The organism is Endozoicomonas sp. GU-1 (assembly GCF_027366395.1).
GTDB lineage: Bacteria > Pseudomonadota > Gammaproteobacteria > Pseudomonadales > Endozoicomonadaceae > Endozoicomonas.
On the sequence record NZ_CP114771.1, the window covers coordinates 332813 to 346597 of the forward strand.

Annotated in this window: 12 protein-coding genes; 9 read left to right on the forward strand and 3 right to left on the reverse strand. The window is 48.5% G+C overall.

Features of this window, described 5'->3' with window-relative positions; all coding sequences use genetic code 11:
• Window positions 1-65: 65 nt before the first annotated feature.
• Window positions 66-1706: a hypothetical protein gene (locus tag O3276_RS01595; protein ID WP_269674060.1), complete on the reverse strand. Its 1641-nt coding sequence runs from the start codon at window positions 1704-1706 to the stop codon at window positions 66-68.
• A gap of 83 nt (window positions 1707-1789) precedes the next feature.
• Entirely contained in the window at window positions 1790-3334 is a 1545-nt protein-coding gene (locus O3276_RS01600) for a hypothetical protein (RefSeq protein ID WP_269674061.1), read from the reverse strand.
• Window positions 3335-3587: 253 nt separating this feature from the next.
• On the opposite strand from O3276_RS01600, the gene O3276_RS01605 reads away from it, so the two are divergent.
• The gene (locus tag O3276_RS01605) at window positions 3588-4052 is read left to right on the forward strand and encodes a hypothetical protein (RefSeq protein WP_269674062.1); all 465 of its coding nucleotides are present in this window, start codon (window positions 3588-3590) and stop codon (window positions 4050-4052) included.
• 41 nt (window positions 4053-4093) lie between these two features.
• Window positions 4094-4552, forward strand: a complete 459-nt coding sequence (locus O3276_RS01610) for a hypothetical protein (protein ID WP_269674063.1) — start codon at window positions 4094-4096, stop codon at window positions 4550-4552.
• Between the two features lie 150 nt (window positions 4553-4702).
• Here O3276_RS01610 and O3276_RS01615 read toward each other — a convergent pair whose 3' ends face one another.
• Window positions 4703-6418 carry a sugar phosphorylase gene (locus O3276_RS01615; RefSeq protein WP_269674064.1) on the reverse strand — a complete coding sequence of 572 codons (1716 nt, stop codon included), beginning with the start codon at window positions 6416-6418 and terminating at the stop codon, window positions 4703-4705.
• A gap of 296 nt (window positions 6419-6714) precedes the next feature.
• Between O3276_RS01615 and O3276_RS01620 the strand changes: the two genes are divergently transcribed.
• The 7 genes from O3276_RS01620 to pyrH all read left to right on the forward strand — a co-directional run bounded on the left by O3276_RS01620 (window position 6715) and on the right by pyrH (window position 13783).
• Window positions 6715-7479, forward strand: a complete 765-nt coding sequence (locus tag O3276_RS01620; protein WP_269674065.1) for a hypothetical protein — start codon at window positions 6715-6717, stop codon at window positions 7477-7479.
• Window positions 7480-7692: 213 nt separating this feature from the next.
• Complete coding sequence (gene galU / locus O3276_RS01625) at window positions 7693-8517, forward strand: UTP--glucose-1-phosphate uridylyltransferase GalU (protein WP_269674066.1); 825 nt, start codon at window positions 7693-7695, stop codon at window positions 8515-8517.
• Window positions 8518-8532: 15 nt separating this feature from the next.
• On the forward strand, window positions 8533-9342 hold the full coding sequence (locus O3276_RS01630) for an HAD-IIB family hydrolase (protein ID WP_269674067.1): 810 nt from the start codon (window positions 8533-8535) through the stop codon (window positions 9340-9342).
• Window positions 9343-9373: 31 nt separating this feature from the next.
• The gene (locus tag O3276_RS01635; protein ID WP_269674068.1) at window positions 9374-10594 is read left to right on the forward strand and encodes a glycosyltransferase family protein; all 1221 of its coding nucleotides are present in this window, start codon (window positions 9374-9376) and stop codon (window positions 10592-10594) included.
• Between the two features lie 257 nt (window positions 10595-10851).
• Complete coding sequence (gene rpsB / locus O3276_RS01640; RefSeq protein WP_269674069.1) at window positions 10852-11634, forward strand: 30S ribosomal protein S2; 783 nt, start codon at window positions 10852-10854, stop codon at window positions 11632-11634.
• A gap of 223 nt (window positions 11635-11857) precedes the next feature.
• The gene (gene tsf, locus O3276_RS01645) at window positions 11858-12718 is read left to right on the forward strand and encodes a translation elongation factor Ts (RefSeq protein ID WP_269674070.1); all 861 of its coding nucleotides are present in this window, start codon (window positions 11858-11860) and stop codon (window positions 12716-12718) included.
• Window positions 12719-13051: 333 nt separating this feature from the next.
• Complete coding sequence (gene pyrH / locus O3276_RS01650; protein WP_209200162.1) at window positions 13052-13783, forward strand: UMP kinase; 732 nt, start codon at window positions 13052-13054, stop codon at window positions 13781-13783.
• Window positions 13784-13785 lie beyond the last annotated feature (2 nt).

A 13785-nucleotide genomic window follows, 5' to 3' on the forward strand; every position in this document is an offset into this window, starting at 1 on the left:
AGTATTAACAATATGATATACGTCAGCTGTTGCTCAAAACGAGGGGTGACTTCTGCGTTTAAGTCCTAAAGCAGGTAAGATGCCGATAAAGCCACAGCCCCTAACGGTACTGCAATTTGGGCATATCTGACCAGGTGCCAGAAGGAAGATAGCCAGGTTCTCTGGTCTACTTTGGGGTTTGATCTGAACCTGACATCAAGGCTTTTCTTTGAAAAATAATTATCTTCATAGCGCTTGGAACTGAAGAGTCCCCACAAGGTATACCACTGGCAATCCCAGGCGTCAGGATCGGATTCGCAGGACTGATGGTAGAAAGGCAGGTTTTTCTGATAAACCGTTAACTTCAGTGTGTATATTGTGTTCGGAGCCAGCTGGTCGTCGTAACTGAGGGCCTCGTTGGACAGGAAAATTTTTCCGGGGTAGTAGAACAGTGTGGGCACATAACTCCGGTAAATATTTTTGTCAGGGTTATCACCATTTTTCAGTTTGAACTCCCAAAGCGTGGACCTTCGAATTTTCTGGTCGTTGGAAATGGCGTTCAATGTTTGCTGAATACCTTTTGCTTCATCGATATAGATAGTGGACTTCAGTCTGTCGCCAAATATGGAGGGTTCATAGAGCTGGACTCTGACGATGATATTTTTCAGCTTTTCAGTGACATCTTCTGATACCTCGTTGAGTGCTGCGGCAGAGAAGTCCTGGGCCCTCATGATGAATGGGTAGCCTTTCTCTTGCCTTGAGCCATCCAGGCCAGGGGCAGACTGCCATACCAGTGGGTCAATGTGCTCGTTGTCAAAAGTTTTGGGAAGCGAAAAAGCGTTGGGAGAGTCTGAAGCAATTCTTTTTCGTGTGGTTACGGTAAAGCTGACTTCGTCTTCACCCTTGAAGCGACAGGAAAGGCTATCCGGTTGCGGGTTGTGGATATGCTCGTTGAAGATGTACTCGTTTTTAGGGTCTTCAATAAACAGGGTTGGCGCTAATCTGGCAGATTGTGAGGTACGCGCGATGTTTTTCAGATTGCTGACAGTGACCACTTCCTCTTCACCCGGTAGCAGATCATAGCCATTGGCAAGACGGTCAATAAAGCCGGGGGAATCAGGGCTCCAGCGGGCTTTGTCTTTTTTCAGAAACTCAACGTCAAAGACCATTTTTCCCTCACCATCCTGACAATACCGGCTTTCGTGCATAGTGATATCGGCGTAACAGGTTTTTGCCTTCCAATGGCAATGTTCGACTTGTTTCATGCCACCGTCCGAGGTGGGCAGGTATGTCTTTTCACATACATGGTAAGAACCACAGTGATGTGCATCGGTGACCAGCTGGCACTCCTGCCAATTCCAGTGAAGGTATGTGCGGTAGTTAATAACACCTTTCCAGGCTGGTGACGGCTGTTGCCGCAAAATATCTGCCGCATCGTGGCGGCTGATATTTTTCAAGTCCTGCCATGCTTCTTCGTCAAAGGATTCCGGTAAGCGAACATGGGTATAGTGGTTGGCCGAACATCTTAACTCTTCAGAGTGGAGGTTGCGGGTTTGATGGGCAGGGATAACGTGTCCGGGGCATGACTGGCTTGCTGTTATCCTCGGAGCAGACACTTGCAGGCAATGGTTATTAATAAGAAAAGGCACGGCATAAGAGGTGTATGGCTTGGAAAATAAAAGTATGAGCAGCAAAGCCACATACACAAGTTGCTTTTTGATAGCCATCACATCAACCTGCAAAAACATTTAGTGAATTTATTTTGAAAATGAGTATCTCGTCACAGATACTCATTGCTTTGTATTGATGTTTAAAAGAGCTGTCGTCTTTTTCTGCGATCAGCAAAGACGTTGTCCCTGGTCAGCATATCAACCACGCTTTGCAGCTTTCTGGCTTCATCGAGACGGTTTTCCTGGTTTTCCAGGGCGTTGATGCACATGGCAACAGCTCCTTTGAGTGTGCCAGCCTCAACCATCATGACGTCGCTCTCAATATCATCGTCATCTTCTGATGAGCTGAAAACCTGCTTTGCTTTTGCCTGGTAGAGGGCTCTTGCCATGTCTGAACTGAGGTAGTGCTGACGATATCCATCTCGAACCTTTCTGAGGCCGCCTGAGCGGCTGATGGCCAGTTCTTCATCAATATCTTTTTTAATCAGGGCGATAATGAAATATTTGGTATCCATCTCATTGGATTTACCGCCCAACCAGGTAACCCATGAACTGACAGATAACCACTTTTTGCTGGCGGAATTTTCAATGGTTAACATTGCTTCCTGAGCGAGATTGGCGTAACGCATGAGCTTATTCTGATCATAAATGGGTGCAGCACCAACGGTCATATCGTTCAGGTAATAATCCAGATTGAAAATACGCTTGTCATATTCAACCGGGATGCACCCAATTTGAATTCCATAGGTGGCACGAATGTAAGATCTAGCCCAGAATGCATCGATCAGCATATCTTTGGCTCTTTTGCTGCCTTCCCGGTCGGAAATGGTTCTGTATCTCTCTGACGTACCGAAGGTATCTATAAAGGTTTCAATGGCATCTTTGGTAAAACGGTTGATCCCTTCATCAATGACTCGCTTATCCTGGGTTCGCATGGCCCGTAGCTGCAACGCATTACGTTTCATATCAGCGATCTGCTCTGCAGTATACAGTGACATCGACTTGAGCTGGTCGCTACTGATGCCGAGCTGCTGATGAAGGACGCCATTGGGCAGGATGATATTGAAATGAAGCTGGCTCATTTGGGTATCAAGCCTGCGCAAGGTTGACTGGTATTGATGAACCAGCGGGAGCATATCAACCTCACTGTCGGGATCTGCAGTTATGTCTGGTCTGAGGGTGGGGAAATGTTCCAGGTTGTTAACGTCTTGAAGGAACAGGTTTGATTCCTGTGTGAAGGTTCTCACATGGTCAAGAAATTCCCTGACGGGTATTGGTTGAAGGATGCTCTCGTCAGAAATTTTCTGCAGCTCTGTGGCAACGGTGGTTAGGTCTCTGAGGCTGCGGCCAAGATCGTTAATGGTTTTCAGCAGGATGTCACCATCACGCTCACCTCTCAAATAAAAGGCCTGTATGTACTGCTTCTCGATTTCTGTTTTGTTGGCAAGGTTGATGGTTAATTCGTCACTGTTTTCCGGAGTGACACTGATAACCGGTGGGAATACTGCATCAGCGTCAGATCCTGGAGCCTGTTCGTAATAGTGACCTGGAGATACCTGTTGCCCATGGTATTGCTCCAACCGGGTCGGGTCACTCCGTGAGGAACTGCTTGCCGAAACAGTGTCGAAAGACGTAAAAGCAAAACATATTGCGCAGCATATTATGCTGCCAGTAGCTCTGTTCATTTTAAAAGCTCTGAAAAGTTAAAAATTATTCAACTGGTATATTGACCATGGTGAAAGAATATAGTTCCGTTTTTTTTGGCAGTGATTTTTTTTTGTTAAAGAGTTATTCAGGTGTTGTCCAAATTTAGATGGTGCGATTTTATTGTTTGCTCATGATTATTGATGAACTTATTCAATTGCCCAAAGTCTAAGGTTCAATCAATTGTAAATTGATCCCATATATTAAAAACTTATAACTATTGGAGAGCTCATTATGATCAATACTGGAGCCGGTCAAATTATTACACGTGACCCTCAAGCTGTTATTACTGTCAGTCCAGAGGGGGAAAACGATGTAGGTGGCTCTGGCAATGAAAGCCTTGCTACTGCCTTTTTCAGAACCATAGCAACAAAGCCCCTCTGGCGGGGGCTGTTCATTGTTTCCGTGAATACAGCATTGTATGCATGCAGTGAGGCACTGAGTAGTTACTTCGCAGATGAACGGGATGGGCATTTGCCATTGTACCCGTTCAATATATCGCAGCCATTCTTGGGAGGAGCAGTCCTGGGTTTTGTTCAAGGGACTTACCAGGCCTGTTTAACCGAGGCGTATATTGCAATTAATACTTGTATTGAGAACAGATCGATCAGCGTGGTACCAGGTCAGCCAAATGTCATCACTGCCAAGGATGAAATCTCTGGTGATCTGCGTCCCGTTGAGTTGGGAAGTAAACACTGACGGTCCGCCTGCTGTAGCTCGTTAATTTTTGAGAGTTCATTATGAACCCCGTAACCCATATTTCCCGCACTGGCAGTGTACAAATTGATATTTCCGGCACATCAGAGGGAGCAAGCGATGCAAGTGGTTCTGGCAATGAACGCCAAACTGCTACTCCCTGGTACCGAACAGAGAAGGCAAAAACTGTCTGGCGGGGGCTAACCATTATCTCCGCTGGTGTAGCCCTGGGGATAGGTGGTGAGTCACTGAGTAATTACCTTTGGAAACGGGATGGGGTCATATCAACGTACATGGACGATACTCCGCAGCCAATCATGGGGGCCATCATGGGCTTTTTAGCAGGGAGTATTATTTTCTTACTCGATGAACGTCGCCGCACAATACAGGAATACTCTCTGGCAAGCAGATCAATCAGTGTGGCATCGAGTCAATCAGAGGTCTTCAACACCCGGGTTAAAATTTCTGATCTGAACTCCACTGATAGGTCAAGTAGAGTCTGATATCCTTGGCTTATTAACTACTGGTTTATCAGGGGCTTTAGCCTCTTCTGAAGTTGAGTCATATGCTGCATTGCCAGGAAACTGACGTGCCCGGGCTTGCCGGGCGAGATGACCAGATATTGCGCTCACTGTGCCGAACGATCCAGGAGATCACCGGGTGCCTGAAACCAGCCATAGAGTTTGATAGGGCTTTAAATGTTCAGAGGTAAAGGTCTTGCCGCTAAGCAGGTCAAGACGGCCTTGGTATTTTTTTGCATTTATGTCCAAATGAGTTGCTGTCAGATTATGAATGGCAACCAGGCTTCTACCCGTTTTGGGCTCAGTCCTGGAAAAGGCCAGAATGCCCGGTGCGATATCAATGATTTGCTGAGGGCAGTCTGGGTGAAAACAGCGCTCTTTTCGGCGGATTCCAATAATGGTTTTCAGGGTTTTAAAGACCATGCTCTGCATTGAGACGGGGTTTTCCAGTTCTGTGCGCAGCTCTTCAATATCCCATTTACGGCGATTGATGGATCGGGTGCGGCCAGATCGTTCAACGCCGACAATATCGTTCGGAGTCGCCAGCAGGCTATGAATATAGATGGCCGGAATACCTTTCATGCCGAGCATAATGATTTGTGAGCAGAGAAAGCGTTGTGCCTGCCAGTGATCCTCGCCACGGCGTGTGCCTTTCATGGCGTCAAATAGAGAGATATTGATCTCATAAGGTTTTTCGCTTTGATCCTGTAGTGTGCGCATGCTGACGAACCCGCCAAAACGGTGCATGCTGTCCACCAGTTCGGCGACTTCACTGTCGGGAACGAGCCCTTCAAGCGGTCGCAGCCCAATGCCATCATGGGAGGCGGTGAAATTCAGTGTTGTACAACCCTCAGGGTACTCCGGTAATGCCCTTGCCCAGTGCGTCAGGTATTTTTCTGTGCCCCGGTTCAGTGCATGGAGTATCAGTGGCGGCAGTGCAAACTGGTATACCAGATGCGCCTCATCACCCCGGGCGAAATAGCTGAAGTTTTCCGGGTCAGGTACATTGGTTTCGGTTATCAGTAATGCACCGGGGCGGACCTGTTCAATAATCAGTCGCATTACTTTTACCATGGCGTGGGTTTCCGGCAGATGTACGCAGGCTGTATTGAGCTTCTTCCATAGGAAAGCTATGGCATCAAGACGCACTACGCTGGTGCCCCGGGCAAGGTAGAAAAGCACAATATCGACCATGTTTATCAGTACATCCGGGTTTTTGAAGTTAAGGTCGATCTGGTCCTCACTGAAGGTGGCCCAGACGTGGCGGGTTCCCCGGCGTGTCTGGGTGGGAACCAGCAGGGGGGAGTTTCTGGGGCGGGTGACCATGGTTAGATCTGTGGATGGATCTTCCTCAATAAAGTAGTCCCGCCCAGGCTGGATGCCGCTGACAAAATCCGCAAACCACAGGCTTTCCCGGGATACGTGGTTGATAACCAGGTCGGTCATTAACCGATAGCGCTCAGCGATGGCCCTGACGTTATTCCAGTCACCAAGAGCAGGGTTAACCTGCAGATAATCAATGATGGAGAATCCATCATCAGAACTGTAGGGAAAATAGGGCAGTATATGCACGGTGGAAATCAGCTGCCGGATGTGCCTGCCAAGGAATTCACTGAGTACTTTCAGTGGTGGTTTCCCGTGCTCTGTGAGGCTGTCGCCATAAGTGATCAGATAGATATCCTGCTCTGACCAGGCGTCAAAACTTTTCGGTTCATGGTTGTGCAGAAAGTGCTCAACCCGGCGGACGATAATACTGGCGAGGTCATCCGATTGATCGCCATAAGGGATGTGAAGAAGCCTGGATAGCGATTGATGAAATGACGCAAAGATAGGGGGATAGCTTGGCAAAATGCCTCTCCTGAAATAGCAGCGTTATGGAGTTTTGATTCACGTTCTTAATACCAGGAGCATGAGTTGTGCCATGTAACGTTGGCATATTATTCGACCATCTTTGCGGGTATATGGTAGTGATATACGCCATTATCTAAAAAATTTTGCGATATATCACTTTAAGGCATTGAACTATTTTTTGCCATAATGGTCAAAAATTACACATGGCAATTTTTGCAATATGCGCCATTTAATAACCATGATGGCAGCCCTTAACTTTTGTGTATTGTGCACCCCGATAACAGGAAGAAAAAATGAACGTCTCACCAGCAGGTTCATTACCACTTGATAATGCCCTTAAACCCGGCACTCCAGCTGATGCTCAAGCCGTTCTCAGTAAGTCAGGCCTGGTAAGTCTGGTCATGGAAAAACTGAGTTTTATCAAACTTCACCATGGTCGCAAAGCAGAGAAGCAGAGTGTTAAAGCATTGTATGAGCGTCTGATATCCGAATACCCTGGAGCCGCCACCAATGGAGAGCCGCCATGTATTACACGAGCACTGGACGAAAGTCATAAAGACTTTCTTAAAAGATTTATCTTGGAGGTGATCACTCAATACCCGCTGTTGAAATTTCAGGAGGTCAATAGCCGAGATGAGGCAGAGCAATCAAGCCATAATCTGACTCAATTCTATGACACAGTTAATTGTGTAGATATCAAAATCTGTAAAATATCTGAAGTCATCGAAAGTGTGAAAATACTGGTCAGCATGTACAAATATCCCTGGATCGATCATTTAAGAAAAGATCAACACAAGTGGGGCGAATATTCCGGTCTGCTTAACGGTGATTTATTCATTTCAGCCGGATCAGCTGACGTGGTGGATTTATCGCATAAGAGGGTGATGAAACGACTGAAAAAGGCAAATGCCCGTACCAGCTACTCTCCGCTGTTCTTTTTTCGCAATGAAGACAGCCTCCAGAAAGGTATGTTGATAATCTGTAGATCTACTCACCCTGTGACCCCAAAAGGGAAATGGGTATATTCATTCGATCTATCAAGCAGAAGTCATAAATAAGAGCGGGTTTCACCCAACGATTGGGTCGACTATAAAGAAAGCTTCGGAAGAAGCAAACCGGAACCTGCTATTGCAAAATACCTCTCCTGAAACAGCAATAATGCTCTGATTCACACTCTTTACCTTCTTGACATGAGTTGTGCCTTGTAACATTGGCATGGGAACTGCATTGTATTAACGCATTCAAGATCAAGTGATAAACGGAGTTATTGAATGATTACAAAATGCCTCTTTCCTGTTGCCGGTTATGGCACACGTTTTTTGCCAGCCACCAAATCCATGCCCAAGGAAATGCTGCCCATTGTTGATAAGCCGCTGATTCAATACGGGGTAGAGGAGGCGATGGAAGCAGGATTAACGGATCTCGGTTTTGTTAATGGCAGGAATAAGCGGGCGATACCGGATCACTTTGATATTAACTATGAACTGGAGGCGGAGATTGCCGGTAGTGGCAAGGAGGAGAAGCTGTCGTCGATCCGGGATGTGATGTCTGCCTGTACCTTCTCATATACCCGGCAGAATCAGATGCTGGGGTTGGGGCATGCCATTGCCTGTGGTCAGACATTAATAGGTGATCAGCCCTTCGGTGTCATTCTGGCGGATGACCTTTGTGTCAATGATAAGGGGTCATCGGTGATGGCTCAGCTGGTCAATCTCTATAAGCAGTTCCGATGTACGATTCTTGCGGTACAGGAAGTGCCCGCGGCAGAAACCGAAAAGTATGGAGTCATTGCCGGGGAGGCTCTGGATGAGCATTTGATTCGGGTAACGGATATGGTGGAAAAGCCTGCGCCCTCAGAGGCTCCCAGCAATCTTGCGGTGATTGGCCGTTACGTTCTGACCCCCGATATCTTTGACATTATTGCCAACACCGAGGCGGGAAAAAACGGTGAGGTACAACTGACCGATGCCATTTTGTCTCAGGCCAGAAGTGGTTGTGTGATTGCCTGTAAATTTCAGGGCAGGCGATTTGACTGTGGCAGTATGGGGGGTTTTGTCGAGGCCACCAATGCCATTTATCAACAACGTTTTGGCTGAGCGGATGGTTTTTTGATGGCAGCGACAACGCCGAGGATGCTGGTTTTTACCGATCTTGATGGCTCCCTTCTGGATCATCATGACTATGGCTGGGCAGCCGCTCAACCTGCCCTGGAATTGCTGGTTGAGCGTGAAATACCGGTCATTTTTAACACCAGTAAAACGCTGGAAGAGGTGCTGGTTATTCAGCGACAGATGGGAATTGATCAGCCATTTATCAGTGAAAATGGCATGGTGACGACGATCCCGGCGGATTATTTTCGGGATTTCTGTGGGCGTACCCACCTTTGTCATGGTCAGCCTTATCGCAGCATACGGCGAATTTTATCCAATATCCGGCTTAAACAGGGTTTCAGGTTTACCGGCTTTGGTGACCTGACCGGGGATCAGGTGGCAGAAGTTACCGGGTTATCAATCGATGAAGCGGGTAAAGCCATGACCCGAAAGGCCAGTGAACCGGTGATCTGGCGTGATGGTGATGCGCAATTGCGGGAGTTTGTCAGGTTGCTTGAGTCGCAAGGGCTTTATCTGACGAGAGGAGGACGTTTTTATCATGTTTCCGGGAAAGGGAGTAAAGGGCTGGCTTTGCAGGCATTACTGCAAAGGTATCAGCAGGAATATCCGGAAGAGACCTGGCAAACCTGTGCGCTTGGGGATGGGATGAACGACTTGCCGATGCTGGAGGCGGCGGATTATCCGGTGCTTATCCGTTCGGAGCATGGCCGGGCACCGGATGTGAATCATTTAGTGAATGTTGTCAAAACCCGCAGCGTCGGCCCTGAGGGTTGGAATCAGGCCATACTCGACTTGTTTGGCAAGTCATAAACTCACTTTCAAGAGTAGAAAAGGGTAGGGAATGGGTGACTTTTATCAGAATGGCATAATTACCAATTTTCACAATCTGAGAGTTCGGTCAACCGAGGATATGGAGCGTGACCTGCTGGCATTTTCCCGCCAGCGTCCCATGTCACTGGTCTTGCCTTCATTGTTTTCAGAATTGGAAGGGCCTGCCCTGGGCCATATTGTCGAAGAGCTGAGCCAGGTGCGCTATCTCTCTGAAATAGTGATTGGCCTTGATCGTGCTGATCAGGAGCAGTTTGCCTATGCCAGGGATTTTTTTCGACGGCTGGATCAGCATCACCGTATTCTCTGGCAGGATGGACCGAAGTTGCAGGCAATTGATGCCCTGCTGGCTGAAAAGGGGCTGGCCCCGAAAGAGCCAGGGAAAGGAAGGAATGTCTGGTATTGCTACGGTTATGTGCTGGCATCGGCAAAGTCAGAAGCTGTGGCGCTCCATGACTGCGATATTGTGACCTATCAGCGGGATCTGCTGGCCAGGCTGCTCTATCCGGTTGCTAATCCCGCCTTTAGCTATGACTTCTGCAAAGGCTACTATGCGCGAATCGCTGACAATAAGTTAAATGGTCGGGTCAGTCGTTTGCTGGTTACGCCCCTTTTGCGGGCGCTGAAAAAGATCCTCGGGCCGATGGAGTATCTCGAATATCTGGACAGCTTTCGGTATCCACTGGCGGGTGAATTCTCCATGAGGACCAGTGTCTTTAACGATATCCGGATTCCCAGTGACTGGGGGCTGGAGATCGGCGTATTGTCGGAGGTTAAGCGCAATTACTCCAGTAAGCGGCTCTGTCAGGTGGATATTGCGGATATTTATGATCATAAGCATCAGCCGCTGTCTGAAGGGGATGTCAGTCGCGGGCTGTCGAAAATGAGTCATGACATCATCAAGGCGATTTTCCGCAAACTGGCCACCAATGGTGTTCAATTTAATACCGAGACTTTCAGGACCATCAAGGCAACCTACTACCGGGTGGCCCTGGACTTTATTGAATCCTACTATGATGATGCCATGATCAATGGCTTGCATGTGGATCGTGACAGTGAAGAGCGGGCTGTTGAGTTGTTTGCCAGGAATATCATGGAAGCGGGTCAGCATTTTCTGGAAAACCCCATGGAGCGTCCCTTTATTCCCAGTTGGAACCGGGTTATGTCTGCTGTTCCGGATATATTGGAGCGACTTTATGATGCGGTGGAAGAAGATAACCAGCGTTTTGGCTGATGGCAGAAAAAGTTTCGAAAATTGTCCGGGTATGGTATAAAGCGCCACTTGATTTCGAGATGCGATTTCAAAATGGGGTACATGGCGGTTAGTCTCACGACTGGGCAGCATGGACTTCATTAAACTTAACGTTGATAAAAGATCTCACATTCACCGACACATGGTTCCGGGTGCCAGTTTTTAATCCTTCAAACGGATGATGATCTGGTCGAACACATGGGGTGTTTGGAGGCATAACCCTGAATCAGGAGATTCCCATGACTCAAGTCACTATGCGTGACATGCTCAAGGCCGGCGTGCATTTCGGTCACCAGACCCGCTACTGGAACCCGAAGATGAACAAGTTCATCTTTGGTGCACGCAACCGCATTCATATCATTAACCTTGAGCACACCCTGCCTGCCTTTAATGGCGCTCTGCAGTTCATCGGCAAGCTGGCTGAAGGCAAGAACAAGGTCATGTTTGTTGGTACCAAGCGTGCTGCTGGCAAGATCATTCGTGAAGAAGCTGCTCGCTGTGGCATGCCTTACGTTGATCACCGCTGGTTGGGCGGTATGCTGACCAACTACAAGACCATTCGCCAGTCCATCAAGCGTCTGCGTGATCTTGAAAGCCAGCGTGACGACGGTACTTTTGAAAAACTGACCAAGAAAGAAGCGCTGATGCGCAGCCGTGATCTGGAAAAACTGGATCGCAGCCTGGGCGGTATCAAGGATATGGGCAGTCTGCCAGACGCTCTGTTCGTTATCGACGTTGAGCATGAGCGCATCGCTATCCAGGAAGCCAACAAGCTGGGTATTCCGGTTATTGGTATCGTGGATACCAACTCCAGCCCTGAAGGTGTGGACTACATCATTCCAGGTAACGATGATGCGATCCGTGCTATCCAGCTGTACCTGAAGGCTGCTGCTGATGTGATTCTGGAAGGTCGTAACCGTGCGAGCACTGGTGCTGAAGACGAGTTCGTAGAAATCGAAGAAGCGCCAAAGGCTGAGGAAGCTCCCAAGTCTGAAGAAGCGCAAGGTTCTGAAGAAGCCTGAGGCTTCGAAGACCTGGTGCCAGGCAGTATCTGATTAAGCTGGTCTTATGACTGGGGTGCAGGCTTTTGGATTGCTCTGCATGAATAACAGATGCTGCTTGCCGATTTTGGAAAAGAGTAAGGGGGCTTTGCCCCCTTTTTTCCGATGTACAGATAACTATTCTTTTATGCCGCTGTTATTGCTGGTGGCATAAAAAAGACTGTCAATTTGCGAGGAATCAACCATGGCAGCTATTAGTGCAGCACTGGTAAAAGAACTGCGTGAGCGTACTGGCCTGGGCATGATGGAGTGCAAAAAAGCACTGGTTGAAGCACAGGGTGACATCGAAGTTGCAATCGAAGAAATGCGTAAGTCCGGTCAGGCAAAAGCTGCCAAGAAAGCCGGTCGTATCGCAGCAGAAGGTATTGTCGCCGTTAAGGTGGCTGATGATGCCAGCTTTGGTGTACTGGTTGAAGTCAACAGTGAAACTGACTTCGTAGCCCGTGATGATAACTTCCTGAACTTCGTTCAGCAGGTGGTTGGCGCTGCTTTTGCCTGTAAAGAAGCTGACGTTAACGCGCTGATGGACGGCGAGCTGGAAGAAGCCCGTCAGGCGCTGGTTCAGAAGATCGGTGAAAACATCGGCGTTCGTCGTATCGCTATCGTTGAAGGCGGCGTGATTGGCTCATACGTTCACGGTAACAACCGTATCGCTGTTCTGACCAAACTGGAAGGTGGTGATACTGAACTGGCTCGTGATATCGCCATGCACGTTGCGGCGGTTAACCCACAAGTGGTTAACAAGGAAGATATGCCGGCTGAACTGGTAGAGAAAGAGAAAGAGATCTTCCAGGCTCAGGCTGAGCAGTCTGGCAAGCCAGCCAATATCATCGAGAAGATGATTGAAGGCCGTATCAGCAAGTTCCTGGCAGAAAGCAGCCTGGTTGAACAGCCTTTCGTTAAAGATCCTGATACCACTGTTGGTGCACTGGCCAAAAAAGCCGGCGCTACTGTAGCCAGCTTCGTACGTTTCGAAGTGGGTGAAGGTATCGAGAAAGAAGAAGTGGACTTTGCTGCTGAAGTCCGCGCTCAGGCAGGACTGTAATAACCAGAAGCCTGTCGGACAGCCTCCCGGGGCAACGCAGGATCAGTTGCCACAGAGGACAGTCCTGATTCCGACAGGCTCCTGGGCCAGCCCATTGGGTTGGCCTTTTCATGTTTATCTATAGCTGATGGTTGATTTTCAGGTTTTCTTCATGGGAAAGTTTCATGGACAAGAATGTCAACTGTCAGAACACATCAACTCGCTGGCTGATTGGTCAGAACAGATCATTTTCGGCCAGGCGGTTCATCGAATGCCGCTTTCATGGCTGGTCTCCCGATGGCAGCGCATTTGCGGGATGTGTGTAATTTAGCCAACCAGACTCGGAAACTGAACATGCCGGCAAGTGATAGTCAACCGAAATACAAACGTATACTGCTGAAGCTCAGCGGTGAAGCTCTGCAGGGCGAAGGTGAGTTTGGTATTGATCCCAGGGTTCTGGATCGAATGGCCCTGGAAATCGGTCAGTTAGTAGGGATCGGTGTACAGGTTGGTATCGTTATTGGCGGTGGAAACCTCTTCCGTGGCGCTGCGCTGAGTGCCGCAGGCCTGGACCGGGTCACCGGTGATCACATGGGGATGCTGGCAACCGTGATGAATGCCCTTGCCCTGCGTGATGCCCTGGAACGCTCCAATATCAATACCCGGGTGATGTCTGCCATTCCCATGAGTGGTGTTGTGGAGCATTATGATCATCGTCGTGCCGTGCGGTATCTCAACTCTGGCGATGTGGTGATTTTTTCTGCTGGTACCGGAAATCCATTTTTTACCACTGACTCTGCGGCCTGTCTGAGAGGCATTGAGGTGGGCGTTGATATCGTTCTCAAGGCCACCAAGGTTGACGGTGTCTATGATAAAGATCCGGTAAAGCATTCTGATGCGGTTAAATTTGATCAGCTGACCTATGATGATGTCCTGGCTCGCAAGCTGGGCGTTATGGATTTAACGGCGATTTGTCTGGTGCGCGACCAGCAGATGCCTGTTCGGGTGTTTAATATGAACAAATCCGGCGCTCTGTTAAATCTTGTGGTTGGCGGTAATGAAGGAACACTGGTAAACGGGGGTTAATG

What these genes read in the sequence shown, in the direction of transcription:
- O3276_RS01595 (WP_269674060.1), bottom strand. Translation starts at nt 1,706, where the DNA reads ATGGCTATCAAAAAGCAACTTGTGTATGTGGCTTTGCTGCTCATACTT.
- O3276_RS01600 (WP_269674061.1), bottom strand. Translation starts at nt 3,334, where the DNA reads ATGAACAGAGCTACTGGCAGCATAATATGCTGCGCAATATGTTTTGCT.
- O3276_RS01605 (WP_269674062.1), top strand. Translation starts at nt 3,588, where the DNA reads ATGATCAATACTGGAGCCGGTCAAATTATTACACGTGACCCTCAAGCT.
- O3276_RS01610 (WP_269674063.1), top strand. Translation starts at nt 4,094, where the DNA reads ATGAACCCCGTAACCCATATTTCCCGCACTGGCAGTGTACAAATTGAT.
- O3276_RS01620 (WP_269674065.1), top strand. Translation starts at nt 6,715, where the DNA reads ATGAACGTCTCACCAGCAGGTTCATTACCACTTGATAATGCCCTTAAA.
- galU (WP_269674066.1), top strand. Translation starts at nt 7,693, where the DNA reads ATGATTACAAAATGCCTCTTTCCTGTTGCCGGTTATGGCACACGTTTT.
- O3276_RS01630 (WP_269674067.1), top strand. Translation starts at nt 8,533, where the DNA reads ATGGCAGCGACAACGCCGAGGATGCTGGTTTTTACCGATCTTGATGGC.
- O3276_RS01635 (WP_269674068.1), top strand. Translation starts at nt 9,374, where the DNA reads ATGGGTGACTTTTATCAGAATGGCATAATTACCAATTTTCACAATCTG.
- rpsB (WP_269674069.1), top strand. Translation starts at nt 10,852, where the DNA reads ATGACTCAAGTCACTATGCGTGACATGCTCAAGGCCGGCGTGCATTTC.
- tsf (WP_269674070.1), top strand. Translation starts at nt 11,858, where the DNA reads ATGGCAGCTATTAGTGCAGCACTGGTAAAAGAACTGCGTGAGCGTACT.
- pyrH (WP_209200162.1), top strand. Translation starts at nt 13,052, where the DNA reads ATGCCGGCAAGTGATAGTCAACCGAAATACAAACGTATACTGCTGAAG.